The organism is Paenarthrobacter sp. GQ52 (genome assembly GCF_059759005.1).
This window is the reverse complement of sequence record NZ_JCAXEJ010000002.1, coordinates 366,621-393,542: the sequence shown is the minus strand read 5'-3', so window position 1 is coordinate 393,542 and position 26,922 is coordinate 366,621. Positions and strand designations below refer to the sequence as shown.

The window sequence follows — 26,922 nt, the reverse complement described above, 5'->3', positions numbered from 1 at the left end:
GCCGAGGCTTCCGTCTAGCGGAAAGCCCCGACGGCGGTGGCGTGTCCTAGAATCAACGCGTTTAACTCGTTGCCCCCGCAGGCTTCCCGGGCCAGCGCGGCGGTCTCCCGCAGCATCCGCGCGGTCAATGTTTTGGCCATCGCTGAGTTCTCGTCCACGTAGATGCCTTTGTCTTGCGCCTGGGTGAGGCTGGCCTAACGTGGCAAGGGACGCGGCGACCTTGGTCAGCTACCGGGCAGGTTCTCCTGCATGATCCGCAGGCTGGTTTTGCTCTCGGCCCTGCCCAGCTTCACTCCCGGCGCAGCCGGTCATGGAGAGTTCAGTCCCAGGACCCGGACCGCATTATCCTTCAGGATCAGCGGGCGTATCTCGTCCTTGAGCGGCAGCTCGGCAAAGGCGCCGAGCCACTTCTCAGGGGTGATCAGCGGGTAATCGGTTCCGAAGAGCACCTTGGTGGCCAGTACGTTGTTGCTCATCTTCACCAGCGAGGCCGGGAAGTACTTCGGGCTCCAGCCGGAAAGGTCGATGTACACGTTCGCCTTGTGCGTTGCGATCGAGTTGGCCTCGTTCTGCCAGGGCATCGAGGGGTGCGCCATGATGATCGTTAGGCCCGGAAAGTCGGCTGCCACGTCGTCAAGGAGCAGTGGGTTGGAGTAGCGCAGCTTGATGCCGCGTCCTCCGGGTAGCCCGGCACCCATGCCATTCTGTCCGGTGTGGAAAATGCATGGCAGCCCGAGTTCCTCGAGTGCAATCCAGAGCGGGTAGAACTCTTCGCTGGAGGGGTCGAAGCCTTGCAGCGAGGGGTGGAACTTGAAGCCACGCACGCCGAGCTGTTGGGCTTGACGGCGGGCCTCGGCGACGGCGGCCCGACCGGTGCGCGGATCAACCGAGCCGAAGGGGATCAGCACGTCGTTGTTGCGCGCCGCCCCGGCAACCAGGTCATCGATCGAGTTCGGTTCATGTCCCAGCGCGGTGCGTGCATCGACGGTGAACAGGACCGCGGCCATCCTCGCCTCACGGTAGACCTCGGCGATCCTGTCCACTGAGGGAGTGCGCTCCTCGGACTTGAAGTAGGCGGCCGATGCCTCGAAGAGGTCCTCAGGCATGGCCTTGTGACCGCAGTCGTCGACCTCAACATGGACATGCATGTCAATCACGGTGATCGACCCGGGGTCGATCCCGGATTCGTAGCGGATGCTCATGGCGTGCGTTTCCTTGCTACTTTGCTGCCGCTTCGGTTTGCAGCTCGGCCGGAAGCTCGGGGAAGGACTCGCCTACTGACTGCAGCTTGTCGCCGAAGAGTGCATCGAACTTGTCCTGCAGGGTGTAGTAGTCCCAGCCGCCGTCATGATACTCAGAAATAATGGCGTCCGGGTGGCTCCACAGCTGCAAGCGGTCTCCGCCGGCACCGATGGCCTGACCGGTGATCTTGCCCGCTTCCTCCGAGGCCAGGAACGCGATCAGCCCGGCGACATCGTCGGCGGTGCCGAAGCCCAGATCCTTGCGGAAGAAATCTGGCATTGCCTCGCCGCGCTCGTCGGCCTCCACGGCCTTGGCGAAGAAGGGGACAGTCTTGGTCATGGCGGTGGCCGCGACCGGGATGACCGCGTTAACGGTGACTCCCGTGCGCTTCATCTCCAGCGCCCAAGTGCGCACCATCCCCACGATGCCGGATTTGGCAGCTGCGTAATTGGTTTGGCCAAAGTTTCCGCGCTGGCCCGTGGGCGAACCGATGGTGATAATGCGCCCGGCGACGCCGTTTTCCTTGAAGTAGCCGAACACTTCGCGAACGCACGTGAAGGTGCCACGCAGGTGTACGTCTATGACGAGATCGAAGTCCTCGTCGGTCATCTTCAGGATGGACTTGTCACGCAGCACGCCGGCGTTGGTGACAAGGATATCCAGTCGGCCGAAGTTCCGGGTGGCTGCCGCAACCAGTGCCTTGGCGGTTTCGCTGGAGCCAACCGGCGCCACCACGGCTACGGCGTTGCCGCCCGTGCCAACGATCGAGTCCACAGCCTTTGCCGCGACATCGGCGTCGACGTCGTTGATAACCACGGCGGCACCCAGGCGGGCCAGCTCCTGGGCATAGCTCAGACCGAGGCCACGCCCGCTACCGGTGACTACCGCTACTTTTCCAGCCAGTGACATGTCCGCTCCTTCAAAGTGGTGTTGTTCCCACCAAAGCATCGTGGGAACCTTGCTTGGTACATAAGAACTTAAACTCTTAAAAAAATCAATGATTAATTTTATTATCTACTTCACGAGGCACTGACTTGGTAAGCAAAAGCAGTACGAGCACCGACCCGATTGATCGTTTCCTCTCGTGTGAACTGGCAGGTGAAATCGAATTTTTGACGGCACGAACCCGCGCGTTGGGCGTCGCGAGGGCCAATGAGCTGCTGGAGCCATTGGGGCTGAAGGTCCGTTCCTACTCGGTGCTGTCCCTGTCCTGCAGCGGTCTCGCTCCCACGCAACGGGAACTGGCTGACTTCCTCTCCCTGGAACCCAGTCAGATTGTGCCTCTGGTCGATCACCTGGAGAGCCGTGGACTCGTCGAGCGCCGCGCCGATCCCAAGGATCGACGTTCCAAGATTATTGCGGGAACATCCGCCGGGCACGAGTTGTACAGGAAGGCGCGTCTGGTCACCGCACAGGGTGCATCCATAGCACTGGATCAGCTGAACGCGGCGGAGCAGGAAACACTGCGCGAGCTGCTGGCGCGCGTAGCCTTCAACCGCTGAGGCACAGCCTTCAACTCCTGTGGCGGAGAGGCCAGGCGGGGTCGCCCGCATTACGGTTCCTGAGGATGAGCCGTTTAATGGCACCACACCACTTTCGTTGCAGGTCCTGTTCTCTTGCTCCCCCTGGGTCCGATCCTGCAGCGGAATGCCGACGGCAGGACGCGCTGTGTCTCGGGCATTCCGCGTTGGGCTACATTCGCTATGGTCAGGAAATCTCTACGGTCACCACCGCGGGGCCGGGGAGGGAGGCGCTGGCCATCAGGCCTTTTCGTGAGGTGACTGCCCGTGACACGCAGCATGTCATCTTCTCGGTGGCGGCCCGCTGGCGGGCGCTGTAAAAGACATCGCGGTGGTCGATGGCCCCGTCAAGCTTGAGGATTCTTACCTCACAAAGTCCACATTCGCCTTTCCGGCAATCGAACATCATATCCGCGCCGGCATCCTCGAGAGCTTCGAGCATGGAGCGTTCCTGTCCCACCGTAACTTCCAGTCCCAGATTCGGAACCCGAACGATGAATTCCTCCGGGTCGTGCCAGCCGCTGTTGCCAAATGTTTCGTAGCGCAGGTTGGGGTAGCTGAGTTCGCGTTCGATCCAGGTACGGCGGACGGCGTCCATGAGACGGATGGGCCCGCACATGTACAGTTCGGTATCGTCCGTGGCGCCTGCGACGAGTTCGTTTACGTTCAGCGGCGTTCCCTCGTCATCGATGTGGACGGCCAGCTTCTCGCCGTGGAGCTGCCGTAGCTCCTCCACATAGGCCATCGCCGCGCGGCTGCGGCCGGCATAGACCAAGGTGTAGTCCAAGCTCAGGTTCCTCAGGACTTTGGCCATATTGGTCATCGCAGTGATGCCTATGCCACCTGCCAACAAGATGTAGCGTTCGGCACCGACTCGGAGTGGGAAGTTCTGCAACGGCTGCGTGAATTCAAGCACATCGCCCGCTTTGAGGTTGTGCATGAAGATCGATCCGCCCCGGGACAGGGGAACCTTCAGAACACTAATGACGAGGTGCGTGCCGTCCTCGCTTGACTCGACGACTGAGTAGGACCTCGTGTCCTCGTGCCCCTCAATGCGGACCCTCACGTCAACATGTGTGCCAGGTTCTGCTTTTTTGGGAAGATCCGACGCGAGTACGATTCGTTGGATGTTGGTGGCGATCTTCTGGACCTCAACAACTGTTCCCCGTTGCCAGACCTCTATGTTTGTTGCTGCCATGTCAATTTCACCTTTTTAGTTCTGTCTGTCCCGCTCTAGGCGAGGGAAACCAGACGGCCTTCGGATTGCAGCTGTCGCTCGATCAGGCGCCGAACCCACATGCCGCCGGAATCGATGTTCAAGTTGTAGAACTCGTAGTCCGGGTTGGCATCAATGGCAGCCTGTTGGGCCTTAAGCATGGCTTCGTCCTCACCGAACACACCATGGACTCCCTGCCGCAACTGAGTCGTGATCAGTTGGCTGTCGAGGCGATAATTGCGCATGAATGCCCAGAAATAGTGGCAGGATTTCTCGCTTTCAGGGGTGATGGCATTCATCACGAAGCCGTTTACGCCCTGGCTGCGGTTACCCTCAAATGCTCCTGACCCTGCTTTGGCGACTCCAACATCGATGTTGATCACTGACGGGGATCGGTAGGTGATGATTTGCCACCTGTCGACTTTGCCTTCGAAGCCTGGGAATTTGTCGCGCATATTTTTGAGCCAGAACGGAGGAGCATCAATATTGAACATCCAGCGTGCAACGGTGACGGTGCTGTCATCGTGGGTAACAACGAAGTCCGATTCGCTCAGCTCGTCCTGTCCGATGGAAGAGGAATGAATAAATTCCTCGTGGGTGAGATCCATCAGGTTGTCCAGCACCAGCTGGAAATTGCACGGCGCGTAAATGGTTTCGCCGTCGCCTGCCCACGCCGATGAATCCAACTGGTGCATGTCGGGCACCAGCCCGGCGTCGGCCTTGGTTGGGTCACCGAGCCAAACCCACACGTAGCGGTGGCGCTCGACGACGGGAAACGACGGAACCGTTGCGCTGGGGTTGATGGTCTCCTGCGCTGGCATGGAGACGCAGCGTCCAGCCGAGTTGTACACGATGCCGTGGTAGGGACACTGGATCTGGTCCTTGCCGAGGGTCTTGCCGAGGGACAGCGGCGCGAGCCTGTGCCAACAGGCGTCGGCAAGGGCCACTGCCTTGCCGTCCTCTGTGCGATAAAGCGCCAGCGAGCGGCCGGCGACTTTCCGCGACATTGGTTGACGGGTCACTTCCTTGTCCCAGGCGGCGACGTACCAGACGTTCAAGGGATAGCCGAGAACTTTATTGGTTGTGGAGCTCTGGGTATTGGCAGCAGTCATGGTTTTCCTTCATACACAGTGGGCGTCGACAATGGCGCCGAAGGGTTGCTAGGGAACGATGGACTGTCCCACTTAGATAACTATCGGCATAGTTAGTGCGTTTGATTCCAGACTATCTATGGATATAGTTATTGACTAGAGTTGGAGGAAAAGAGGGTCATTCTGTGAGTCTCCGGTACGCACTGTTGGCGCTGCTGTCGGTGGAGCCGATGACAGGTTACGACCTGTCAAAACGCTTCGAATCATCAGTTGCGTATGTGTGGCATGCCCCGGATTCGCAGATTTACCCGGAGCTGAGGCGGATGGAAAAGGGCGAGCTCCTGGCCGCGGAAGAAATACCCTGGGGTCCGAACAGCAAGAAGACGCGGTATCGGATAACGGAGTCCGGCATTGCAGCGTTCCGGGCGTGGATGAACACACCGTTGGAGTACTCCCGTGAGCGGGATCCGGTGCACCTGAAGGCGGCTTATCTGGAATGGGCCGACCCGGAGTCTGCGCGGGCGCACATGCAGGCCCACATCTACTACCACACTCTCCGCAGGCGACAGTGGGAGGGCATGATCAATGAACTGCGGACGGGCACGAATGTGATGCTGAGCAAACGCCTCGCCGTGACCCCGGAAGCGGACCGGCGGCGCACCACCGCTTACAAGATCTTCACCTATGAGGGTCTGATCGCCCGCGCTGAGACGGAAATAGAGTGGGCCCGACGCGGCCTGAAACTCGTTGATTCATTAGATGATGCTTCCTGACTGCAACAAGCCGATTGGCTCCTAACTTCCGGCGGACCTCCGGTGCAGGTCTGCCTTGCGCATTCCCCGGTCGGCTTCCGCGGCAGCTCTTTACCTGGTGGCCAAGAACGCCCTCCAACGAGCCCAAGAAATCCCGGCGCAGATGCATATCCCAGCCAACATCAGCCCAATTTCAGGCGAGTACTACGGCGAGCCGTGGTGGCCCTGAGCCATGCCTCATCCGCACGTGCCCATGCGAGGGGCTGGCAACCCCTGCCCCTGCGAGTCGTGGCAAAGCCGCTCGGGCTGTCATCGTCACATTGGTTGTTGTCCGGAGGGGCGGTGCACGACCACTCGCTCGGCACTAACTCTTACGAGCGTCGAGGGGCGCCTGCCGGAGGTGGGCGGGTGCATGGAGCGGACCCTAACGGCGTCGTGCTCAATGCGGGGCGGACTACCAAATGGATTGTGTCTAAGGGCCCAAGCACCGCTTGCATTGCTCGCCGTCTACCGGAGGCGGTCGCCTCTTTGATCGCATCAGGGCTGATCACCACCAGTGCGTAGAGGAACATCCCGGACGAATCAAATTCTTCGATCCGCTGCAGGTACCGGCGCACCAGTTGCTCGTTAGTGATTTCACCTGCTTTCGACGCCGACCGCAGCAGAGTGATGGTGGCCTCTACGACGTTGAGCGCTCATGCCGTGTTCGCTTCCCGTTGCCCGAAGCCGGCGCGGGCTGTTGCTGGGTGATGCAGTGGATTCCGCCGCCGAAGGCGAAAATGTCCCGGGCATCCACCAGTTCCACCGTCCTGCCAGGGTAGGCGCGTTCCAAAATCCCTTGCGCAATGGCATCATTTGGGTCATCGAAAGCGCAAAGGATGACGACGTTGTTGGCAACGTAGTGGTTGATGTACGACCAATCGACGTAGCCTTCTTCATCTCTGAGCGTGGTAGGGGCTGGAACGTCAACAAGGCGCAGCGGACGACCCTGAGCATCAATCTCGCGTTCCAGGACGGACTTGACTTGTAGGTAGACAGCGTAGTCGGGATGTGTAGGGTCATCTTGGCGATGTAACAGTATAGTGCCCGGGCCCGCGAATGCCGCCACGATGTCAACATGGCCGCGGGTGCCGAACTCGTCGTAGTCACGAGTGAGTCCTCTTGGCAGCCAAATGGCTTTGGTGGTACCCAGCGCCGCATGAATCTCGTCTTCGACGCTTTCCTTGGTTGCGCCAGGATTGCGGCCCGGATCGAGCTGAACGGTTTCGGTCAACAGAACGGTTGCCTGACCGTCTACGTGGAAACCGCCGCCCTCATTCACCAAGGAACTCCGCTTGACCGGTATCGAGGCTGCGGACGCTACAGCGCGGGCCACGTTCTGGTCGTTGCCCCACGAAGCCCAGGCTTGGGCTCCCCAGCCGTTGAAGACCCAGTCGACGGCCGACAGGGACCCATCTGCTTGGTGCGTGTAAGTGGGGCCGCTGTCCCTTAGCCACGCGTCATCCAAGGGCACTTCGATGACGGTGATACCACCACCAAGCCAAGTTCTGGCCACGTCCAAGTCGCCGGGGTCAGCCAGGACGGTCACCGGCTCATACCTGGCGATCGTTTGCGCTACGGTGGCCCAAGCGGTGCGGGCGCGCTCCAAGGTTGGGCTTCCCTTAGCGCCGAAGGTGGCGTTGGCTGGAGGGAAGGCCATCCAGGTCCGGTCATGCGTTTCCCATTCGGCTGGCATACGGCTTTGTAGGGTGGCGGCAAGAGGGGCGGCAGATGCGGCTTTTGCTATATCGGCGGAGGTCATGTGTGATCCGGTTCCTTCGATTCGTCAGGGGCTCCGAAGCAGGCCATACGCGTCGACGATGCCTGCCCGGACGGCCCTTTATTGGAAATGTCAATTTTGGACTGCCGTTGGTTCTCTCTAAGGTTCGTCGGAGACCCCATCAGAGCTCCACGAGTACCTGTCCGTGGGTCTTGATGATGAGAAATACCTCCGCATCGATGAGACGCACTCTGGTCTCGTCCGGGCTCAAAAGGTTGACCAGCCCCAATGAAGGAAATGTCCTAACGACGCTTCCGGAGTGATAGATCTTCCCGTTGTGCCAGGCTTGGATATACTCGCCGGGCTGAAGGTCTTCGACAGGACATCCATGCTCTTTTTGTGAATCGATTGCTTCCGATGTCACACGACTATCACGCTGTCGAGGAGAAGCATCTGCATAGCAGCCTGCTCTGCTACCGGCGGTGACGCCATCCGTGCTCACGTTGTTACTCCACGGGAACAACGCTGTGGCCAAGCGCCAGGCCGTAGAGGGCCCTGGGTTCACAACCTGAAGCCTCAATCCAGATCAAGTCTCCGTTCGCGCTCACGCATTCAACGCGTCCCACCCGGACCATGGTGCCCGTTTCCATGACCTTCACAATTCGTCCTAAAAGCTCGTGGCTATCTTCGGGACCGTGCTTGCTTTGTATTCTGAGGTCCGGTTCCATTGGCGGTTTTCCTTATAAGTGCGTTGAGACGGAAAGGGCAGTAGCCATTTAGAACACTCCGCCCCAAGCGTGTACAGCGCTGCGGACGGCACCGCGGACGAGATCGTTCTGCTCACGTAAAAGTCCCTTTGCAGCGTCCACGTCGCGTTCGCTTAGGGCGCGCACATAGGATGCCAGCAGATTGTGGCCGCGGCGCTCCTGCCAAAGTTTGTCGTCGTAGGTTCCCAGCCAAGCCGCAGCGAGGCTGCACTCCCGGAAGCGGTCGACCAGGTCGCGTGAGTGCGCCAGCCCGACGACCGCAGCGTGGAAGTCAAGGTTCAGCTCGAGGAAAGCCTCCAGGTCACCGCTGGTTTCCAGCGGCATCGCGGCAAGATTCTGGGCGTTCAGTACGAGCGATGCGATCTCATCATCACTTGCGTCGCTAAGGTATTTATCGATCACGCCGCTCTCAAGCGCATAACGGGTGCGATACACGCCATCCACTGCATCTGCCGTTAGCGGTGTGACGGTGAAGGAACCATCGGCCTCGTTTTTGTCCACCAGCCCTGCTGCGGTCAGCCGCATCAGCGTGTTGTAGACGGTAGTCGTCGTGATGCCAAAGTCTGATGCCATGTGTTCGAGGTCGACCTCACTGCCCACTGTCACCGCGCGCTGCAGGATCCAGCGGCGAGCAGCCAGGAATGCATGACGTTCACGGGTCTCATGGAACTCCCCGAACTGTCCGCGGTAGTAGGCGAGTGGCTCACCGAGGTGGGCTTCCGCGCTAAGCACCCGCCCGAAGAAGACGGTATGGGTACCCCCGATGTGCGTCTCTTCCACGGCACATTCCATACCTGCGAGCCGACCGGGAAGCAGTGGCTGGCCTGCAGCCCCGGTCTCAAGCCGAAGCCCCTCAAAACGATTATCAAGCGGACGGGCAAATCGTACTGCCAACTCGCCTTGGGCGGACGATAGCACATTCGCAGCGAACTTCCCGGTGCTCAGGAGTGCATCGTGCGTGCTGCTCGATTGGTTCAAGCAGACGAGTACCATCGGCGGGTCAACTGAAAGTGAACTGAAGGCCGAGACTGTAGTACCGAAAAGCTGGTCACCTTTGGTGGTGGTGATGATGGTTACGCCGGAGGCGAAGTGGCCGATGACGTTGCGAAATGCGACGTCATCGATGGGAGGAAGCTGCGGGAGGTTCACTGGCATGAATGGCCTTTCGTGTATTTGAGGAGTTTCGTCGCGGTCAGCTGTTCACGGCATGTCCGTCGGCATAGGGCCGGGCGCGCGGCCCGAGCATGATCTGGCCGAGGAGTCCTTGCAAAACCATCCGCTCGGGTGCGGAGAGGGGGTTGAGCCACTCGTCGATGAGAGCGAGATGCCTGGCGTGCGCGTGGCTTACCAACTCGCTACCGGTTGGGGTTAGGGTCATAACGATCGATCGCAGGTCGGTCGTGGAATCGCGCGTCGTGACCAGCTCTTTCTTCTTAAGCGTCTTCATCGTGGATGAGACTGAGGCCCGGCTCATAGCTGTAGAGGTTGCAACTTCGTGCGGCTGCTGCGGACCCGCTATCCATAGCGAGAAGCAGACCCTGAACTCGGTCCAGGAGAGAGCTGCTGGCCGCAATACCTCATCCTCCGCGTCGTTTAACATGAGGCGATTGACGCGGCGAAGCAGCAAACCGATTGCGGCGGCGTCCTCCAATCTTGCATCGGCGAATTCGTCACGGGCGCGGCTCCGAGCACGATCAAGGAACGTGCCAAAGCGGTCCCCGGCCTGGTTAACCGTCGCAAGGTCCGGAGATTCGACTGTTTCGCTCATTTGCACTCTCTCTGCCCCGATGAGGAGGTCTGCTCCCAGATTAGAACCCTCGATCTGTGGAACTAGTTCAGCTATTTGCTACCATCTTGGGTTCATTCTCCAGCAAAAGCAAGGCTCTCGGCCGACTTTTCTCTGAAAGTAGTTCACTCATTGACTACTTTGCGAAGCGGTGTTAGCGTGATCTCCAGCACAAAGTGGAGCCGCCGAAGACGATCGAGCCGGGCCAGTAAGGCGCCGCAGTGAAGTCGCCAAAATGGATGGAGCGTCAATGTCAAAGTCGTCACCGAACGGCAGAGGCCGATATCCCCGCCCGGATTGTTTGCTACGGATCTCTAGAGCGGATTTCCGCATTTCACTATGACTACGTGGGCTGCCCTGGCAGAACGCGATCGGGATTGTGTGGCTGACTACCAGCGAAAGCCGCAATTCTCCCTTGACCCCAAGTACCCGAAAGGCATCGCATGACCCGCCAGATGACCCTCACGACCTTCCTGCTGCCCTTGGGCTACCACCGCAACAGCTGGCGGCTTCCCGGTAGCCGCGCCGAAGAGGTCCCGGGCCTCGAATTCGTAGTATCTCTTGCGCAGATGGCCGAGAAGGCCAAACTGGACGCGGTATTCTTCGGCGACATCTCCCATGCAAACGGAGCCATGCGCGGTGACACGATGATGAACGGCTTCTACGAGCCGATGACCGTGCTCTCTGCCATCGCAGCCCGCACGACGAAAATCGGCCTCATCGGTACGCTCTCGACCAGTTTCACCGAGCCCTACAACGCGGCTCGTCAACTGGCCGCACTGGACCACCTTTCGGGCGGCCGGGCAGGGTGGAATGTCGTAACCTCAACGGACGGGTTCGCCAACTTCGGAATCAAACAAGTGCCTGACCCGATCGAGCGTTACCGCCGTGCGCAAGAGTTCGTGGAGGTCGTGCTCGCGCTTTGGGACAGTTGGTCGGATGACGCAGTGCTCGTCGACCGTGCCGCCGGTCAATGGCTCAATCCGGGAAAGCTACGCCGGCTCAATTTCGAAGGAGAATTTTTCAACGTCGAGGGTCCAATCCCGGGGCCGCGTTCACCTCAAGGGCGCCCGGTGATCGTGCAGGCCGGTTCGTCAGGGCCAGGCAAGGCACTCGGAAGTGCTGTTGCTGATGCAATCTATACCGCCCAGTCTCTGCTTCCCGCTGCTGTGGAGTTCGCCGAGGAGTGTCGAGGGCTTATCTCGGAAGCCGGCCGCAACGCCGGCCACGTCAAGATCCTGCCGGGCATCGTTCCGGTAGTCGCCGACACTGCAGCCGAGGCGAATGAGATTGCGCAGGCGCTCGGGGAACTGCTGGACTACGGTCAAGGGCGTCTGGAGATCGCAGCCCAGCTTGGTATCGATATCGATGACATCGACCTCGATGACCGTGTCCCGGAAGACCGCTTCCCAGCGCCGGAGCGGCTGAGCAGCAGGCAGAACATCTTCCGGAGTAAGGCCGTGGACGGCGGCCTTACCCTTCGCGAGCTGGTTCTTGATCGTGCACGATCCACCGGCCACCAGTGGATCGTTGGAACCCCATCCACGGTGGCAGATCGAATGCAGCAGTGGTTCGACTCAGGGGCGTGCGACGGTTTCAACCTCAATGCTCCCTATAACCCTGACGGGTTCGAACGTATCTGCAGCAAGCTCGTGCCCGAGCTACAGGACCGCGGCATCTTCCGAAGCGAATACACAGGTAATACTCTGCGCGACCATCTGGGCCTGCCCCGCCCGAATGTGCGGTTCTGACCGATGACGATCAGCGAGGGAACCATGAAGACATCACGAACGACAATCACTCGGCCTGGCGTTCATCCGAGCGAGGTCGTCGGCAAGCCGGCGCCGCCGCCTCTGCGGCGGGAGAGTATCACGACACATGGCCTGCGGCTCGAGAAGGACCTCGCCATCGTCCTCCGTGACAACACGACCATCTATGCTGACGCCTACCTCCCGGAGTTCGAGGAGGCTTACCCTGTTTTGCTTGCATGGGGACCTTACGGAAAACACTGGGTCACGGACCGCATGTTCCCGGGGGCAGACGTTGACCCGGAGTGGATCTCGCCTCTGACCGGCTTCGAGGCGCCCGATCCCGTATTTTGGTGCGCGAACGGCTACGCCGTCGTGCTCGTGGACCCACGCGGACTGTGGCATTCGGAGGGAATCTTCCCGCACAACGGCCCCCAGGAACGCGAGGATCTCTATGACACTATCGAGTGGATCGGCAGCCAGCACTGGTGCTCAGGTAACGTCGGCATGCTGGGCGTGTCCTACCTGGCGGGGAGTCAGTACCAGGCGGCAGCTGCTCGTCCGCCGTCGCTGAAGGCCATCAACCCGTGGGAGTGCTTCTCGGATTGGTATCGGGAGTTCGCCTACCACGGCGGCATCCCCGAGACTGGCTTCCGGCCACGGGTCTCCCAGAATGTTTCGTACTCGCTGAACGGCACCGAAGATCCTGAGGCGAACGTAATAGCCCGCCCACTCGACGATCCCTACTATGCCGATAAATACGGGCAACTGCATGAGATCGACATCCCGGCATATGTGGTCGCGTCCTGGAGCGACCACGGCCTCCACACTCGTGGCACGCTCGCGGCGTACTCCGCAATAGGTTCCGAACAAAAGTGGCTTGAGGTGCACGGCCAGAAGAAATGGCGTCAGTTTTACGCCCCGGAAAGCCGGGCCAGACAACTCGCGTTTTTTGACACCTTCCTAAAGGGGGAGGACCGCGGGCTCGAGCGATGGCCGAGTGTACGGCTCGAGGTACGGGACGATCCCCGCAAGAATCGCGCACGGTGGGTTGAGCAAGCCTTCTGGCCCCCTGCTGGGGACTACCGTTCGTTAAACCTTGACATGGCGACCCGCCAGCTCACCCCTGAGGTCACACCAGCCGGAGAGCTGCGGATCGACCCACTCAGTGAGTCAGTGGAGCTCCGCTACGTCTTCGACCGCGACACCGACCTCATCGGCCCGATGTCCCTTCGGCTGTGGCTGCGCGTCGACCTTGGCGAAGGGGCCGATCCGGAGGTCGCGCTCGACGCAGACGTTTTCGTCATCGTGCGCAAGCTGGATCGCGCTGGAGACGAAGTGACTTTTCCCATTAATGCCCTGTTCTCCGATGGTCCGGTCGCCCTTGGATGGCTACGTGCAAGCCATCGCGCACTTGACCCGGTTCGCTCGACAGCACTCGTACCTTGGCACCCGCACACGGGCGAACAGACGCTCGAAACCGGAGTGCCCGTACCACTTGAGATTGAGGTCTGGCCACAGGCGACCCACTTCGCCGCAGGCGAGAGCCTGATGCTTGTGGTGCAAGGCAGAGACTACAACGTGCGGCCCCCAGTTGCCGGACGTCCTCCGCTGCAGATCCTGCACGAGGATCTGCGCAACCGCGGCGCCTGGACACTTCTGGCGGGGCCCTGTTACGACAGTCGTCTGCGGATACCTGTCGACCAGGCCTCTGTCCGCGACGGGCAGTGGTGAGTCCATTGCTCCGTTATATTGCAGGACGCGTAGCAGCCGCAGTTGCTGTGCTGTTTGCCCTCTCGGTGCTGTGCTTCTTGATCGTCCGGCTTATCCCAGGGGACCCGGTTGCCAACATCGTCAACAGCAACTCCGCCACACCCGAACACATCGCATCCATCCGGGCGCAACTAGGTCTGGACCGGCCCTGGCCCGAGCAGTACCTCACATGGCTCGGCGGACTTCTCACGGGCAACCTCGGCCGCTCGCTGACCTTGCCCGTACTGCTCCAGGATCAGGTCGCGACCCGCCTGCCCGTAACGATCGAACTGGCCGTCATCGGCACAATCGTCGCGGTGATCTTCGGATTGTGCTTCGGAACGGCCTCGGCCTATTGGCGTGGCAGGGTACCCGATGTCTCGATCCGAGCACTCGCCTTCATCCTGCTCGCGCTCCCGGAGTTCATCGCCGCGACCCTCGTGGTGGTCGTCAACTCGCTGACGCTCCGCCTTCCCCTACTTGGTTACGTGCCGTGGGAGCAGAGCCCTACAAAGAACATCATGTCGTTGCTAGTTCCTGGCATCGTGCTCGGTCTCGCAAGCGGGGCCGTGCTGACCCGCTATGTACGCAGCTCGCTGCTTGATGCCCTCGATCAGGACTATATTCGCACCGCGCGCGCCAAGGGCGCCTCTCATCTACGGCTCGTCTTCGCACATGCGCTCCGTAACAGCATGATCCCGGTCGTTACAGTCATCGGAACCTCGCTGGCACTTCTAATCGGTGGCACCGTCGTCATCGAAAACGTGTTCTCGCTGCCTGGGATGGGGACCGCACTTATCACGGCTATGAACACGAGCGATTACCCAGCAATCCAGAGCTACGTCGTGATCCTCGGCGCGTTCTACGTCGTGATCAATCTGCTCGTCGACGTGAGCTACCCCTTGATTGATCCTCGAGTAAGGCTGGTGAAGAAGTGACCGCAACCGCACAAACCCCAAGGCGTTACACACACAAGCGAGGCGGAAACTGGGAGCTGTGGCTCGGAATCGCTCTGCTCGCCGGCCTTGCGCTCTTCGCGCTGACGAGCCTGCTGCCCGGAGTCGATGCGGAGGGTTATGGATCCACCGCCCTGTCCGCTCCATCACCCCAGCACCTGCTCGGCACCGACAATCTAGGACGAGAGATGTCGGCCCGACTTTCGACCGCAGCGCTCAGCGGGCTACTGCTCGCTGTAGTTGCCACGCTCCTTGCAGCGGTTGTGGGCACAGCCCTGGCACTTGTCGCATCCTACTTCGGTGGTCTCTGGGACTTGATTATCATGCGCGGCGCCGATCTTGTACTCTCGATTCCCGGCCTGCTCCTGGCACTCGTAGTGAAAGCCATTCTTGGGCCAGGAATGATCACACTTCTTGTGACCATGACGGTGTTGTTCGCCCCGGTGCTCGCGCGCATCATGCGAGGTCCCATGCTCGCCGTCCAAGAACGCGGTTTCGTGACTGCAGCCGAGATTGCAGGGTGCTCTCGCTGGAGCATTGCGACCGGGCACATCCTTCCGAACGTACTCACGCCCCTGCTTGTCACCGCGGCCGGCATCGCCGGCCAGACCGTCCTCGTCGAGGCCACCCTTAGCTACCTCGGCCAAGGTACGCCGCCCCCGAGCCCCTCCGCTGGCCGAATGGTCAATGAGTTTCAAAAGTACATGCTCGTGTATCCACATCTGATCGTGCTGCCTGCCATCCTCATTCTTCTGCAAGTGGTCGCCTGGAACCTGCTCGCTGATGGTTTACAGAGGGTCATTCGCGGCGGCTCCCGCACCCGGTGGAGCGCCCTGATGGCGCTGATCGCCGGCTGGAGACCGGCCCGCGGGGCCACGAAGCATACGGAGGACCTCACGCCCGACCCCCACCAGCAGCACACCACCACACGCACTACCGACATTTATTGATTGGAGTATCAAGCATGAAGAAACGCACGCTCCTGCGAGTCGGCATCGGCGCCGCACTCGCAACCACACTTGCTCTGACCGCCTGCAGCGGCCCGGCCCCAACGTCACAAGATTCCCCACGAACTGGCGGGGTGCTCCGCTACGGCGTCGACTCCCTACCGGTAGTCGGTGGTCTGGACCCTGTCGAAGGTACCCAAGCTCTGGCCAACCGCATCGTGCTTGCCCAAATGTACGAGACGCTGCTCACCGTCGACGAAGCCGGCAAAATCCAGCCGGGCATCGCCAGCGCCTGGACAGAGTCTGCCGACGGCAGGACATTCGACTTCACCATCCGCAATGACGTCACCTTCGCAGACGGTAAACCGCTCACCCCCGAGGATGTCGCATACTCAATCTCCGCCGCCGCGCCAAACGCGCCCGACCAGCTCGCTGGATTTTCACAGGCGCGTGTCGCCGACGGCGGCAAGGTCGTAGTCACCTTCGACCAGCCGAACGGGTCCTTCCTTCCGATTGCCTCGGCATGGTCGGGCATGTTTATCTTCAGCAAGCAATGGTACGAGAGCACCCCCAAGGATGAGCGCATGCGCTCGGCCGACGGCTCCGGCCCATTCGTCTTCGACAGCTGGCAGGACGGCGTCAAGCTCACGCTTAAGAAGAACGAGAAGTTCCACAGTGCCAATGACGTCAAACTCGACGGCATCGAATGGGTGCAAGCCCCCGACAACTCCACCCGGCTAGCTATGCTGCAGCAAGGCCTTCTTGAGGCAGCTGAGGTCACCGACCCAGTCATCGCCGACCAGGCCAAGGCCGCGGGATTCGTTGCGGGCGCCGCGCCCGTGCTGCGGAACATGTCCCTGATGATTTCCGCAGCCGGGACGCCGTTGGAGAATATCGACGTACGCCGTGCCGTCTCGCTCGCGATGGACCGCGACGAGATCATCCGCGTGGGCATGACCGGTAAGGGCGAGTCAGCACTGCCGATACCGCCAGGCGATCCGCGCAAACTCGAGCAGAATCCCGCTGATGCTCCTTACTACAAGCACGACCTCGAGGAGGCGAAGAGCCTAATAAAGAAGTCGGGGCTCAGCGATATCTCCATCGACCTCACCTACGCGGGAGACATCAATGCGGCCGATGTCCCCATCCTCGAAGTGATCAAAGAACAGCTCAAGCGTGTCGGAATCACACTCAACCTCAAAGCAGAAGCCTGGTCAACGATCTCAGCGATTTTCGGCGGAGCGCCAGCTCCCTCCGGACTCATCATGATCCCGGCCATCGCCCAGTCCGACATCAGTGGCTATTTCGCGCCTACAAGCGGGAGCGTGCTCGACTTCTGGGGAGAAAACCCCGATGCCAAGCAGGCCCGTGCAATTGTGTTGCAGATGATCCACGAGCCGAACCCCGAGAAGCGTCAAAAGCTGGCTCAGCAGGCAACAGATGAATACACCAAAAATGTACTGGTGCTGATTCCTGCTTCGCGCGTACTCGGCTACGAGTTCCTCTCCACGAAGGTGCAGGGCTACAAGCCCGACCCCTTCATGGGCCGGATTCACCTGAAAGACGCCTGGCTCCAAGGCTGAGACGTCCAAGCCCAACAGCGAACGGGGTTCCCGCCTTCCGGCGGGAACCCCCCGGTTAAACTAAGGACCGAGCAATGAACCAGCAGCATGCCCTCCACGTCGAGCGGCTCAGCATCGCCTACGGCACGGGCGCGCCCGTGGTATCCGACGTCTCGCTGCATGTCGCCCCAGGTGAGGTTGTCGGCATAATCGGCGAATCCGGATCAGGCAAGTCGACGATCGCCACGGCGGCGATGGGGCTGCTTCCACCGAGTGCCATGATCCAAGCCGAGCGCCTGGAGGTCGCAGGACGCGACCTTCTAACAGCCAGCGAACGTCAGCTCCGGGCGATGCGCGGGCGAGTGGCCTCAATGGTCTTCCAGGAGCCAATGACAGCGCTCAACCCGGTAATGTCCATCGGCGACCAGATTGTCGAGGTAATGCGTATCCACAAGCTCGCGACTCGCCAGGCAGCCCGCGCACGAGCCCTTGAACTCCTTGAACTGGTACACATGCCGGATCCACAGATGCGCATGCGCCAATATCCCCACCAGCTCTCGGGCGGCCAGCGGCAGCGTGTAATGATCGCCATTGCACTCGCGGCCGATCCGGCACTGCTGGTCGCGGACGAGCCGACCACTGCGCTCGACGTCACCGTACGGACCCAGATCCTGTCTCTGCTGCTCGAGCTTCGGGACCGGCTCAATCTGGGCATCCTCTTGATTTCCCACGATCTGACGATGATCGGCGCCAACTGCGACCGCATCAACGTCATGTACAAGGGCCGAATCGTGGAGGAAGGCAGGGCAGGGAAGGTGCTGCAGTCCCCCCGCAGCCCCTACACTGCTGCACTACTTCAGTGCGCCCCTGGAGCTCATATCCCGCCCCGGACACGGTTGAGCGTCGTCAGCGAAGTGATGGAGCGGCAGACATCGTCGGCGGATTCTGAGGACCGCCCCTCAGCGACGACCTTGACGCTCGTCGAGCCAACCCCGACGCTCAGCGGCTGGGATGCCGAGGGGCCCGAATCCTTCGTTCGATTCAACGCGGTCACCAAGGACTACCGCACATCGTCCTTTGGTCATACCCAAGCGCTCAAGGGCATCACTTTCGGTCTACGTCGCGGCGAGACCTTCGGTGTGGTCGGTGAATCGGGCTCGGGAAAGAGCACCCTCGCGAAGCTGGCCATGCGTATCGAGGCCCCAACAAGCGGAACGGTAAGTTACGAAGGAGTGGACCTCGCAACCCTGCGGGGTCGTGCACTACGTGACCATCGCCGTCGAGTACAAATCGTTTTTCAGGACCCTAACGACACCCTTGACCCAAGGCACGCCGTAGGCCGGTCGATCGCTGAGCCCATGTCAGCCCAAGGCCGGCGCGGCCCCGCCGTCGCGGCGCGAGTGGAGGAGTGTCTCGAACTTGTCGCGCTTCCGGCCGACGCGGCAAGTCGGTACCCGCACGAATTCTCGGGTGGACAGCGTCAACGCATCGCAATTGCACGCGCCCTGGCGACAGACCCGGAACTTATCGTGCTGGACGAGCCAACCAGCGCACTCGACGTCTCAGTGCAGGCGCAGATCCTCAATCTCCTAGCCGACATCCAAGCGCGCACGGGCGTGACCATGCTCTTCATCTCGCACGACCTTGCGGTCATCCGGCACCTCTCGCACCGCGTGGCCGTAATGCGGCAGGGGGAACTCATCGAGTACGGAGAAACAGAAACGGTGTTTTCAGCCCCGCGCGAGGAATACACACAGCAGCTGCTTCAGGCCACCGAGCTGGCGCAAGAAAGGAATACAGCATGATCAGTGACTCCCACATTCCCCTCGACCTCGTCGTGACGGCCGGGCGCATCGATACCGGTGAGGGAGGCCAAACCGGAATCAGCGCGCTTGGAGTGAGACGAGGCCGAATCGTCGCCCTCGGCACTTCCGCCGAAGTGGCTGACTGGCCGGTAGCCGGCTCCACAGCCCACCACGACTTCGCCGGCGCTACTGTCTGCGCTGGTCTGTCGGACCCGCACTCACACCCGGTGCACGGTTTGCTCGGCATGCGCGGCATCGACCTTGGTGAAGTCCAGAATTCGAGGCAACTGGCCGCGAGGCTCTCGGCGGAGGCAGCGCGATTGGATCCCGGTCAGTGGATCATCGGTCGCGACTTACATCCCGAAGTTTTCGAGGGAGACCCAAACAGTGAACCCCTCGACCTTGGAAGCCCGAAGAATCCCGTTTTCCTCCGTCTTATTGACTTCCATGCTGGTGTGGCGAACTCCTGCGCGTTGAAAGAGGCAGGGATTACCGGGGCGACTCCGCTGCCAGGCGCTGCCGAGGTGGTGCTCGACACGGCGGGAGCACCGACTGGATACCTGAAAGAGTTCGCCGCGATGCGGCTCGTCGAAGACATGGCGCCCGTGCAGAGCGACCGGGAGCGCGCCGACGCACTCCTGCAGTTGCTGCGCGAGATGGCGGCCAGCGGCCTGACCGCGACACACTCCCTCACGTTCGATCAGAGCTGTGTGTCTGCTCTCGAGCTGATCGAAACAGACACAGACCTGCCGCTGCGGGTCCGGCTCTCACCGGTATGCCGCAGTGGGGCGCAAGACGGCGATTACATGATCGATGAGATCATACGCATGCAAGGCGTAGGTGGCAGGGACTGGATGATCGAGGGGGCCAAGTTCTTCCTCGACGGCACAATCGACAACGGTACAGCGTGGCTCCGCGAAGCGGACACCTTCGGCGAATCGACCCGTTCAGTCTGGGACGATCCCCAGCAGTACTCGGCCGCCCTGCGGCAGTTCCACGACGCAGGGATCTCCACGGCAACGCACGCCATTGGTGACGCCGCGGTCCAACACGCGCTGCGCGTCATCGCCTCGCTTGAACGGCGGGAGAATTCACCACGGCACCGCATCGAACATGTCGAGATTGCCGACGACGACCTCGTCCATGAGTTCGCCGCTAGCGGCGCGATCGCCAGCATGCAGCCGGCACATGCTGCCATGTCACTCGGTGTCGATGGCTCCAGTGTCTTCTCGCGCAGACTTGCCGAGCGAACCGGAACTGTCTTCCGTGTACGCTCCCTTATCGAGGCGGGAGTCGTCGTGGCGTTGGGTTCGGACTGGCCAACCGGGCCGTTCGATCCACGGACCATCATGGCCATGGCGCGGACGCGGCGCGCACCCGGAACCGATATGGACCCCGTGCTGCCCGCGGAAGCAGTTACGGCCAGGCAGGCACTGACGGCCTACACGTCGGCCGTAGCGACTCTTCACGGCACGGAGACAACCGAAGGTGTGATCGCACTGGGCGCTCTCGCGGACCTCACCATCTTTGAATCAGACCCGCTGACAGTCGAGGCGGATGCACTAGAGGATGTGCCGGTTCTTGCAACCTTCGTGGCCGGGCGGCGCACGTGAACGCGGCCCACGGCCGATCATGACTCGCTCTGGAGCCACCGCCGCCTCATTCAGTACGGTATTCGAAGAATAGGATCAACCATGCAGGATGTTTCACTTAAAACTTGGTACGACGATTATCTGTCTGCGTTCAATTCACAGGACATCGGCGCACTCCAGCGCTACCTACACAGCGAGATCGTCTTTGACTGGGATGGCGCGATGGACGACCTCGTGGGCCGTGACGCATTCTTTGACTTCTACCGAGTGGCGTGGCGCCATCTGCGCGAGAACGTCCGTGCGCAAGTTCTGGAGGCCGACGAGACGCATATCCGCGCGTTGGTCCAGAACACGCTCGAAGTCATCGAGGACTGGCCGGACTCTCCGCTCCGCCCCTACGTCAAGGGCGAGATCATCCAACTGGCCGGAGAAATGACGTATACGCTCGACCAGCGAAAGATCACTCGAATTCGATGAGTAGATTCAAAACAGAGGAATGTGAAATGCCCAAGCTGAACCTTCTCGTAGAAGAGATTGCCCAACTCGCGGACCGACCCCCATTCCTGTCCCCGGATGGGTGGGACACGCTGACGCATCCATCGCTGGCTTCGGCAGGATATCGAAGCCGCGAGTACCGGGTATCCGGTGAAGCCCGCGTTTTTCGGACACCCGATGCCATCCCTTCGTCTGAGCGATACGCCACACGGGTGATGGTTATCGCTCCGGAGCGTGACGCCGACTTCAGCGGCGTCGTCCATATTGAATTACTGAACCCTTCAAGCGGTTCAGACTTCCCGATGTTCTGGCCAGACGCCGGCTTCCACCTGATGGCCCGCGGCGATGCTTACCTCGGGGTGACTTGCAAGTCGGTAACTATTGCTGACCTTCGTAGCCGCGATCCGGAGCGTTACGGATCACTTTTGATCCCGCATGACAGCATGATCTGGGATCTTCTGGGTTCAGTAGCGGGGGCAACGCATCAAGAGGAGGCTGGAGGTATGCTCCTTGGATTGCGTGCGCCGTCGAGGCGCTTCGCCACTGGTTGGTCCCAATCCGGAAGCTTCCTCCGCAGTTACCTCTCGGAGCGGTTCCATGAGGAGCACTCGTCCGCCCTCGCTGGAGGGGTGCCCAACGGCGGCGAACCAGAGTCGCAGATTATAGATGGCTACCTCATAGGAGTCTCGAGCGGAGGCTTTGGTCCGATGGGCTACGTCGAAATCGACCGAGACGGGGAGATGGAGCTGGATACGAGCTTCACTCCAACTGGGTCGCTGCCCGGCCTTATTGCTCTTGATGACCACAGGCGTACCATCAGCCGGCCACCGGTTCCGGTCATCGAATACCTCAGCGAGGACGAGGCAGTGCAGCACCTCTGGCACCAACGCCCTGACAGCGACCTGCCTGGCGACCAGTACCGCTGCTACCAGGTGCCAGCTCGGGGCCATGAGACAGGGCTACTTCCTACCTCAGCGAGACGCTCTGAGAATGGGCTGTCCGATGGAGAAGACCTCGACAGCGAAGATCCGCCGCGCCACAATGGAAGCCAATGGCTCATCGCGGCCACCATCACGCATCTGGTGCTGTGGAGCGAAGGCACCCCGCCCCCGCGGGCAGACCCGATCCCGTTCGATGTGCCAAGAGCTTTGACACGCGACACTCTGGGGGTCGACTACACGGGGATCGTCCCAGTACACGATGAGACCGGGCACGCGATGGGCGGACTGCGCTACCTGGAGATCGAGCTGCCCCTGGCACGCATGCATGTCGTGCCTAGCCAACGACACATCATGCGTCCCTGGGAACACGTCCCCTTCACGCGGGCGGAGGCCGATGCCAGATACGGCGGCGAAGCCGCATATGCGCAGCTGGCAAGGCGCCGTGCTGCCCAGCTGGTAAGCCAGGGCTGGCTACTGCCCGAGCACACGGAGCTGGCCATACGGGCGGCATGTGAAAAATACCCGTCACACCTAGATGAGTAATTCTTAGCTAGGCCTTATGCAGAGCAGACCCCCGATGCTGTTTGCGCCGGGGGTCTGCCAATTGTTGGCGGGGGTGTTAAACCCGCCACTTCCCGGAGATTCCGGACCAGTCCGGGTACGATAAGCGCGTCCCGGCGGCAGGACCGCTAATCTCCGGCCACCACGCTGGCCCGTCCTGGCACGAGATCCTGCGCCTTATCGACTCCACTCCGCTGCGCTGCAGTATGTCGCGGGGAACGGTCAAACGCTCCGACTTGTCCGGCCACGCAGACTGTGGGTCCTGCGCCTCGCACTGGCGCTTCTTTTGGGGATTCCGGCTCTATCTGATTATCACCCCCGAAGGCATGCCTGTGATTTGGGGCTCGCGAACCCTGAACTCGGAGAACGCGAAGTCGCCCAGGCGCTGCTCGAGCGCGAGCACAGGCACATCCACGCCGGCGTCATCCTCGCCGGCCATCACTTTGAACGGTTCATCACCAAAGACCTCGGTGTCACGCTGATCCGGCCGATCCGCAAAGACGTGAAACCACGGTTCGGGCGGTCCGGCGGGATCCGCCAATGGTTAGAGTCGGTCTTGGACACGCTCAAAGGCCAACTCGACCTGGAACACCACGGCGGGCGTACCCTCGAAGGTGTCTACGCACGAGCCGCCTCAAAACTCCTTGCACCTGCCTCCGGGATCTGGCGCAACTGACGCACCAAGACCCGTCCCTCACCTCTTACGACCTCTAAAATCGCCAAAGCACTGTCATGGCCATCCATCACTCATCCCAAGTCAGTGACGGACCGATCGATGTCGGTCGTATCATCGCCCACGAGCTGCCCGAGGAGCCCTACCAACATGTGCTGCTGGGGGAGTGTCAGGGCGCTAAGCGTTGCAGTAGCGTTACGCATAGCGCGTTCGTGGATCTCGCGGGTGAGGTCGCCACCTTTTGGCGTCAGCGACATGAGAATCGAACGCTGGTCGGTGGATGAGGCGACAGATGTAACGAGCTGTTGGGCCTCGAGCGCTTTGCGTGCGGCGCTAATTGCGGCGCGACTCATGGACGTGAATGAGGCCAGACGGTGGGGTTCAAGGGGGCCGGCGACCCACAAGGTGAAGCAAACGCGGAAGCCTGCCCAGGTGAGCCCGTCGGGAAGCTCAAGTGTGTCGCTATCAGCCATCAGCCGCGAAGCGCGCCGCAGGAGCAACGTCAATATCACGCCGGGTCCACTTCCGAGATGCCCCAGCTCGGCAACGGTGCGATCCCCGGCCGCTTTCACGAACCTTAGAAAGCTGTCGTCAGGGGGACTCGGCGGTTCCTGTTGCACTGTCATCGTCATCACCATACCTTGGGCTTCGCGGTACGTCGGTTACATTGCCGCGCGTCATGTCAGTTGGTAGAAGCGAACCTTGATGGCGTCAGGGTACCGCGCGCCCGTGCTGACGAAGACGCTGTCGTTGAGCCATCCGTACCGTCCGGCTGGAGCGGAGAATTCGGGCACGCATCGGAAGTAGTACTCGTCAGCGTCCACATCTTCGCCAGCTGCCAACCGCTGCATAACAGCCGGATCCCCGCGACGAAGCCCGCGGTTGCGGCAGCGCAAGTGGACGCCGTCGTCCGTTTCGAGAAGATAAAGCGCATCGATGACGGTGACGCCATCCGGCCGGGTCAATTGCCAGTCATAGCCTCCGACCATGGTTCCTCGGATACGTGGGCCCTCGAATGGCCCTCCTGCGGGGATAGGAATTACCCTTTCGAGTCCCTGGGCAGTGTTACCGATAGTGACGGTTGGTGAGAGGTCGCCGGTGGCCTCGAAGAGAAGTTTTAGCCCTGGTTCACGCATGGGGGCTCCTTTCTGCGGATCGGATTCCGCGAGACATGATCGTGCCCGGGATCCGGACATTGTGAGATTGTTAGGGAAACAGACATATGCAGGGAGAAGGCGCTTCCGCGCTCCGCCCAGGCTCAAACGTGGCGAGAGAAAACTTCACGTCCGTCGACCCAAGTCGACGTCACTCGTGCCTCACCAATTTGCTCGGGAGATTGGGCGAATGGATCAACGTCGAAGATCGCAAAGTCGGCGTCATACCCGACGGAAAGCCTGCCAACTCTGTCCTCTTGTCCGTTGAGGTAGGCAGAACCAGCTGTATATGCATCCCAAATCGAAGTCAGCGACAATGCTTCCTCCGGAAGGAAGCGCTCGGTGCCCGGGGCTCCCGCAGCTTGCCGGTTTACGGCAACGTGCATACCTACGACTGGATTGATGTCGGAGACGGGCCAATCGCTTCCGGCCGCGAACCGGGCGCCAGCCTTCTCTAGGGTTCCAAAGGGATACTGCAACCCGCGAAGGTCAGGATCCAGGAACGGAATAGTCAAATCCTGCATATACGCGTCATTCTGGGCCCAAAGCGGTTGCAGGTTCGCGATCGCCCCGAGCGCGGCGAAACGATCCGCATCTTTGGGCTGCACAACCTGCAAGTGTGCCAAGTGATGTCGTCGCTCGGCTGGGCGGGGAAGGGGCGAAATCGCATCGAGTGCATCACGAACTGCCTGATCGCCGAGGGCGTGAAAATGCATTTGGAAGCCGGCGGCGTCGAGTTGCCTGGCGGCAGACCCCAGCTGCTCAAACGGTACCAGCCGCATTCCTTGGTTATCGGTCGGATGGCCGTGACTGTCGTGGTAGGGCTGGGTTAGCAGCGCGGTGAAGTTGGCACAGGTGCCGTCCAACATGATCTTAATGGAGTTGGCACGGAATCGGGGGGCCCATTCTCGTGCACGATCTCGACGATCGATCAGCTCGGCAACCTGGTCAGTCCCTCGATTGCGATCCCACCACAGAGCTCCGCGAACTTTTGCGATCAGGTCGCCGCGAGCCAATGCGTGAAGGTAGACGTCCAGGGCATCAACACCGTTGTCATGGATTCGGAGAAGGGCATCCTGCCAGCCGGTGATCCCATGCGAGAAGCAGTGATCCTGGGCAACGAGCAGCCCGCGATGCATTGCGTGCAAGTCAGGTTCGGGCGCGATGGACTGGACGAGTATAATGGCTCCCTCGTGCAGCGCCCCGGATGGGAAGCCGTCCGCTTCTCGCTCGATGCGACCGTCGGAAGGATCAGGTGTGGTCGAGTTGATGCCCGCCTCACGTAGAGCCGCGCTACTCGCCCAGGCGCTGTGTCTCTCCGCGCTGCGTAGCACGGCCGGGCGGCCCTCCGCTGCCGCGTCCAGTTCCTGGCGGGTTGGCAGACCGTTTGGGAAAAGGTCCTGCTGCCAACCTCCGCCGACCACCCACGCATCTTTGGGCAGGGCGGCTGCGAATTCGGCAATGATCCGCAGAACCTCGTCACGACTTGTCGCATGATTGAGATCGCACTGACCGCGTTCCGTGCCTCCCATCATCGGGTGTAAATGGGCGTCGATGAAACCCGGGCTCAGCAGACCGCCGGCAAGGTCGACTTCATCAGCATGACCGACTCGGTCGCGCACTTCCTCGCGGGGGCCGATTGCAGCGATAACACCATCGACAACGCCGACCGAGGCCGGTCGCGAACCGACCCCGGTCACATAGACTGAACCGTTTGTAAAAATCGTGGAATTCATTGCCTGTCTCCTGTCGAGCTCATTTCGGACCATCAGAATCGGACGCCGCCGAGGGCGAGGTTAAGGGCAGCAGGGGTGTGCTCAGGCAGGTACCAACGCCGCTCGACGAGCTCCGCTAATCGCCTTTCAACGCGTTCCCTATACACCTGTAGCGATCCGTACAGAGCACGCGTTTCACCTCTTGAGAGTGCGCGATGCCCCGACAGATAGCTGCGGAGGAAACTGCCTGACTGCGATGATCCGTTCGCGACGATTCGTTCCGCCCCTTTGAGGCCCGGAAGCAGTCCGCCACCTGCGGGGGCGCGGAGAGCTCGTGCTACAGCTGCGATCGCGTCCCAGAGAAGACCGTCATACTCCACCGACAATCGTGCATTCCTGTCAGGCGCGCTCCTCTTGAGCGCATCGACGATGACGCTCTTGCAGGTGAGCCCTACGTAGGCGTCGGCACGCCGCAGGACGTACCCGGCTGCATCGGGCCAGAACATGGACGACTCCACTCCGCCGGAAGGGTTCAGAAGCTCTAAATGGACATATCCGCTGAACCTCTCAGGTCGGAGCGGGACGACAGTAAGGACATGGTTAGTGAAATAAGGCGTTGCGAGCACCGGGTGGGGCATAGCGCCGTTGTTTTCTGCGAACTGGCGTCCCATGTCGGTAATTGTGAACTCTCGGATGTCGTAGCCAGAGTCCTTGATTACGGCAACATTCTCCGAGATTTGCTGGGGGAGGTGCGATGGTGATTCCGTCGCACCGCTAAGCTCGTAAATCATGTGGAGTGCCTCATCCTAGGTCTTCAGTGGAATTGGTGTTGGTTTGATACGAAAAAGGCGCATCATCTGTTTCCTTTGAGTCCACAACGGCAGTGTC

At 60.8% G+C, this 26,922-nt stretch carries 24 protein-coding genes and 1 pseudogene; 12 read left to right on the top strand and 13 right to left on the bottom strand.

Features of this window, described 5'->3' with window-relative positions; all coding sequences use genetic code 11:
* Nucleotides 1–14: 14 nt before the first annotated feature.
* From AC6CH8_RS05290 to AC6CH8_RS05280, 3 genes are all read right to left on the bottom strand, one after another.
* Nucleotides 15–158: a hypothetical protein gene (locus AC6CH8_RS05290; protein ID WP_285241517.1), complete on the bottom strand. Its 144-nt coding sequence runs from the start codon at nucleotides 156–158 to the stop codon at nucleotides 15–17.
* Between the two features lie 150 nt (nucleotides 159–308).
* Nucleotides 309–1,202, bottom strand: a complete 894-nt coding sequence (locus tag AC6CH8_RS05285; RefSeq protein WP_498189157.1) for an amidohydrolase family protein — start codon at nucleotides 1,200–1,202, stop codon at nucleotides 309–311.
* A 16-nt stretch (nucleotides 1,203–1,218) separates the two neighbouring features.
* A complete protein-coding gene (locus AC6CH8_RS05280) occupies nucleotides 1,219–2,151 on the bottom strand; it encodes an SDR family NAD(P)-dependent oxidoreductase (RefSeq protein ID WP_498189155.1) in 933 nt (310 codons plus the stop codon).
* A gap of 203 nt (nucleotides 2,152–2,354) precedes the next feature.
* On the opposite strand from AC6CH8_RS05280, the gene AC6CH8_RS05275 reads away from it, so the two are divergent.
* A complete protein-coding gene (locus tag AC6CH8_RS05275; protein WP_434326552.1) occupies nucleotides 2,355–2,744 on the top strand; it encodes a MarR family winged helix-turn-helix transcriptional regulator in 390 nt (129 codons plus the stop codon).
* A gap of 205 nt (nucleotides 2,745–2,949) precedes the next feature.
* On the opposite strand, the gene AC6CH8_RS05270 is transcribed toward AC6CH8_RS05275, so the two are convergent.
* Both AC6CH8_RS05270 and AC6CH8_RS05265 read right to left on the bottom strand, forming a co-directional pair.
* Nucleotides 2,950–3,960, bottom strand: a complete 1,011-nt coding sequence (locus tag AC6CH8_RS05270) for a PDR/VanB family oxidoreductase (protein WP_285241521.1) — start codon at nucleotides 3,958–3,960, stop codon at nucleotides 2,950–2,952.
* Nucleotides 3,961–3,995: 35 nt separating this feature from the next.
* Nucleotides 3,996–5,090 (bottom strand): aromatic ring-hydroxylating oxygenase subunit alpha, encoded by a 1,095-nt coding sequence (locus AC6CH8_RS05265; protein WP_285241522.1) that lies wholly within the window; start codon nucleotides 5,088–5,090, stop codon nucleotides 3,996–3,998.
* A gap of 164 nt (nucleotides 5,091–5,254) precedes the next feature.
* Between AC6CH8_RS05265 and AC6CH8_RS05260 the strand changes: the two genes are divergently transcribed.
* Nucleotides 5,255–5,842 (top strand): PadR family transcriptional regulator, encoded by a 588-nt coding sequence (locus AC6CH8_RS05260; RefSeq protein WP_498189152.1) that lies wholly within the window; start codon nucleotides 5,255–5,257, stop codon nucleotides 5,840–5,842.
* Nucleotides 5,843–6,500: 658 nt separating this feature from the next.
* Here the strand turns inward: AC6CH8_RS05260 and AC6CH8_RS05255 are convergent.
* The 4 genes from AC6CH8_RS05255 to AC6CH8_RS05240 form a co-directional block, all read right to left on the bottom strand.
* On the bottom strand, nucleotides 6,501–7,622 hold the full coding sequence (locus tag AC6CH8_RS05255; RefSeq protein WP_498189150.1) for an agmatine deiminase family protein: 1,122 nt from the start codon (nucleotides 7,620–7,622) through the stop codon (nucleotides 6,501–6,503).
* A gap of 464 nt (nucleotides 7,623–8,086) precedes the next feature.
* Nucleotides 8,087–8,308 (bottom strand): hypothetical protein, encoded by a 222-nt coding sequence (locus AC6CH8_RS05250; RefSeq protein ID WP_498189149.1) that lies wholly within the window; start codon nucleotides 8,306–8,308, stop codon nucleotides 8,087–8,089.
* A 48-nt stretch (nucleotides 8,309–8,356) separates the two neighbouring features.
* Entirely contained in the window at nucleotides 8,357–9,502 is a 1,146-nt protein-coding gene (locus tag AC6CH8_RS05245) for a flavin reductase (RefSeq protein ID WP_498189147.1), read from the bottom strand.
* A 37-nt stretch (nucleotides 9,503–9,539) separates the two neighbouring features.
* A complete protein-coding gene (locus tag AC6CH8_RS05240; protein ID WP_434326557.1) occupies nucleotides 9,540–10,115 on the bottom strand; it encodes a MarR family winged helix-turn-helix transcriptional regulator in 576 nt (191 codons plus the stop codon).
* Between the two features lie 461 nt (nucleotides 10,116–10,576).
* On the opposite strand from AC6CH8_RS05240, the gene AC6CH8_RS05235 reads away from it, so the two are divergent.
* The 10 genes and pseudogenes from AC6CH8_RS05235 to AC6CH8_RS05190 form a co-directional block, all read left to right on the top strand.
* On the top strand, nucleotides 10,577–11,884 hold the full coding sequence (locus tag AC6CH8_RS05235) for an NtaA/DmoA family FMN-dependent monooxygenase (RefSeq protein WP_285241525.1): 1,308 nt from the start codon (nucleotides 10,577–10,579) through the stop codon (nucleotides 11,882–11,884).
* Nucleotides 11,885–11,908: 24 nt separating this feature from the next.
* Nucleotides 11,909–13,615, top strand: coding sequence for a CocE/NonD family hydrolase (locus AC6CH8_RS05230; protein ID WP_434326558.1), 1,707 nt, complete (start codon nucleotides 11,909–11,911; stop codon nucleotides 13,613–13,615).
* 5 nt (nucleotides 13,616–13,620) lie between these two features.
* Nucleotides 13,621–14,571: an ABC transporter permease gene (locus AC6CH8_RS05225; RefSeq protein WP_498189144.1), complete on the top strand. Its 951-nt coding sequence runs from the start codon at nucleotides 13,621–13,623 to the stop codon at nucleotides 14,569–14,571.
* Nucleotides 14,568–15,539: an ABC transporter permease gene (locus AC6CH8_RS05220; protein ID WP_434326560.1), complete on the top strand. Its 972-nt coding sequence runs from the start codon at nucleotides 14,568–14,570 to the stop codon at nucleotides 15,537–15,539. The genes AC6CH8_RS05225 and AC6CH8_RS05220 overlap by 4 nt, the downstream gene beginning before the upstream one ends.
* Nucleotides 15,540–15,553: 14 nt before the next feature.
* The gene (locus AC6CH8_RS05215) at nucleotides 15,554–17,119 is read left to right on the top strand and encodes an ABC transporter substrate-binding protein (RefSeq protein WP_434326561.1); all 1,566 of its coding nucleotides are present in this window, start codon (nucleotides 15,554–15,556) and stop codon (nucleotides 17,117–17,119) included.
* Nucleotides 17,120–17,193: 74 nt separating this feature from the next.
* On the top strand, nucleotides 17,194–18,903 hold the full coding sequence (locus AC6CH8_RS05210) for a dipeptide ABC transporter ATP-binding protein (protein WP_498189142.1): 1,710 nt from the start codon (nucleotides 17,194–17,196) through the stop codon (nucleotides 18,901–18,903).
* Nucleotides 18,900–20,516 carry an amidohydrolase gene (locus AC6CH8_RS05205; RefSeq protein WP_441864183.1) on the top strand — a complete coding sequence of 539 codons (1,617 nt, stop codon included), beginning with the start codon at nucleotides 18,900–18,902 and terminating at the stop codon, nucleotides 20,514–20,516. Before AC6CH8_RS05210 ends, AC6CH8_RS05205 begins: the two co-directional genes overlap by 4 nt.
* Before the next feature lie 81 nt (nucleotides 20,517–20,597).
* A complete protein-coding gene (locus tag AC6CH8_RS05200; RefSeq protein WP_434326564.1) occupies nucleotides 20,598–20,972 on the top strand; it encodes a nuclear transport factor 2 family protein in 375 nt (124 codons plus the stop codon).
* Between the two features lie 26 nt (nucleotides 20,973–20,998).
* The gene (locus tag AC6CH8_RS05195; protein WP_498189139.1) at nucleotides 20,999–22,474 is read left to right on the top strand and encodes an alpha/beta hydrolase domain-containing protein; all 1,476 of its coding nucleotides are present in this window, start codon (nucleotides 20,999–21,001) and stop codon (nucleotides 22,472–22,474) included.
* 80 nt (nucleotides 22,475–22,554) lie between these two features.
* Nucleotides 22,555–23,168 (top strand): annotated as a pseudogene (locus AC6CH8_RS05190) (transposase); the annotation flags it as partial.
* A gap of 71 nt (nucleotides 23,169–23,239) precedes the next feature.
* On the opposite strand, the gene AC6CH8_RS05185 reads toward AC6CH8_RS05190, so the two are convergent.
* The 4 genes from AC6CH8_RS05185 to AC6CH8_RS05170 form a co-directional block, all read right to left on the bottom strand.
* Nucleotides 23,240–23,797 (bottom strand): MarR family winged helix-turn-helix transcriptional regulator, encoded by a 558-nt coding sequence (locus AC6CH8_RS05185; RefSeq protein ID WP_434326566.1) that lies wholly within the window; start codon nucleotides 23,795–23,797, stop codon nucleotides 23,240–23,242.
* 45 nt (nucleotides 23,798–23,842) lie between these two features.
* Nucleotides 23,843–24,301, bottom strand: a complete 459-nt coding sequence (locus AC6CH8_RS05180; protein WP_434326567.1) for a DUF3237 domain-containing protein — start codon at nucleotides 24,299–24,301, stop codon at nucleotides 23,843–23,845.
* 122 nt (nucleotides 24,302–24,423) lie between these two features.
* Complete coding sequence (locus tag AC6CH8_RS05175) at nucleotides 24,424–26,055, bottom strand: amidohydrolase (protein WP_498189136.1); 1,632 nt, start codon at nucleotides 26,053–26,055, stop codon at nucleotides 24,424–24,426.
* A 32-nt stretch (nucleotides 26,056–26,087) separates the two neighbouring features.
* The gene (locus AC6CH8_RS05170; RefSeq protein WP_498189134.1) at nucleotides 26,088–26,825 is read right to left on the bottom strand and encodes an alpha/beta hydrolase domain-containing protein; all 738 of its coding nucleotides are present in this window, start codon (nucleotides 26,823–26,825) and stop codon (nucleotides 26,088–26,090) included.
* Nucleotides 26,826–26,922 lie beyond the last annotated feature (97 nt).

What these genes read in the sequence shown, in the direction of transcription:
- AC6CH8_RS05285 (WP_498189157.1), bottom strand. Translation starts at nt 1,202, where the DNA reads ATGAGCATCCGCTACGAATCCGGGATCGACCCCGGGTCGATCACCGTG.
- AC6CH8_RS05280 (WP_498189155.1), bottom strand. Translation starts at nt 2,151, where the DNA reads ATGTCACTGGCTGGAAAAGTAGCGGTAGTCACCGGTAGCGGGCGTGGC.
- AC6CH8_RS05270 (WP_285241521.1), bottom strand. Translation starts at nt 3,960, where the DNA reads ATGGCAGCAACAAACATAGAGGTCTGGCAACGGGGAACAGTTGTTGAG.
- AC6CH8_RS05265 (WP_285241522.1), bottom strand. Translation starts at nt 5,090, where the DNA reads ATGACTGCTGCCAATACCCAGAGCTCCACAACCAATAAAGTTCTCGGC.
- AC6CH8_RS05255 (WP_498189150.1), bottom strand. Translation starts at nt 7,622, where the DNA reads ATGACCTCCGCCGATATAGCAAAAGCCGCATCTGCCGCCCCTCTTGCC.
- AC6CH8_RS05250 (WP_498189149.1), bottom strand. Translation starts at nt 8,308, where the DNA reads ATGGAACCGGACCTCAGAATACAAAGCAAGCACGGTCCCGAAGATAGC.
- AC6CH8_RS05245 (WP_498189147.1), bottom strand. Translation starts at nt 9,502, where the DNA reads ATGCCAGTGAACCTCCCGCAGCTTCCTCCCATCGATGACGTCGCATTT.
- AC6CH8_RS05240 (WP_434326557.1), bottom strand. Translation starts at nt 10,115, where the DNA reads ATGAGCGAAACAGTCGAATCTCCGGACCTTGCGACGGTTAACCAGGCC.
- AC6CH8_RS05235 (WP_285241525.1), top strand. Translation starts at nt 10,577, where the DNA reads ATGACCCGCCAGATGACCCTCACGACCTTCCTGCTGCCCTTGGGCTAC.
- AC6CH8_RS05230 (WP_434326558.1), top strand. Translation starts at nt 11,909, where the DNA reads ATGAAGACATCACGAACGACAATCACTCGGCCTGGCGTTCATCCGAGC.
- AC6CH8_RS05215 (WP_434326561.1), top strand. Translation starts at nt 15,554, where the DNA reads ATGAAGAAACGCACGCTCCTGCGAGTCGGCATCGGCGCCGCACTCGCA.
- AC6CH8_RS05210 (WP_498189142.1), top strand. Translation starts at nt 17,194, where the DNA reads ATGAACCAGCAGCATGCCCTCCACGTCGAGCGGCTCAGCATCGCCTAC.
- AC6CH8_RS05205 (WP_441864183.1), top strand. Translation starts at nt 18,900, where the DNA reads ATGATCAGTGACTCCCACATTCCCCTCGACCTCGTCGTGACGGCCGGG.
- AC6CH8_RS05200 (WP_434326564.1), top strand. Translation starts at nt 20,598, where the DNA reads ATGCAGGATGTTTCACTTAAAACTTGGTACGACGATTATCTGTCTGCG.
- AC6CH8_RS05195 (WP_498189139.1), top strand. Translation starts at nt 20,999, where the DNA reads ATGCCCAAGCTGAACCTTCTCGTAGAAGAGATTGCCCAACTCGCGGAC.
- AC6CH8_RS05185 (WP_434326566.1), bottom strand. Translation starts at nt 23,797, where the DNA reads ATGACGATGACAGTGCAACAGGAACCGCCGAGTCCCCCTGACGACAGC.
- AC6CH8_RS05180 (WP_434326567.1), bottom strand. Translation starts at nt 24,301, where the DNA reads ATGCGTGAACCAGGGCTAAAACTTCTCTTCGAGGCCACCGGCGACCTC.
- AC6CH8_RS05175 (WP_498189136.1), bottom strand. Translation starts at nt 26,055, where the DNA reads ATGAATTCCACGATTTTTACAAACGGTTCAGTCTATGTGACCGGGGTC.
- AC6CH8_RS05170 (WP_498189134.1), bottom strand. Translation starts at nt 26,825, where the DNA reads ATGATTTACGAGCTTAGCGGTGCGACGGAATCACCATCGCACCTCCCC.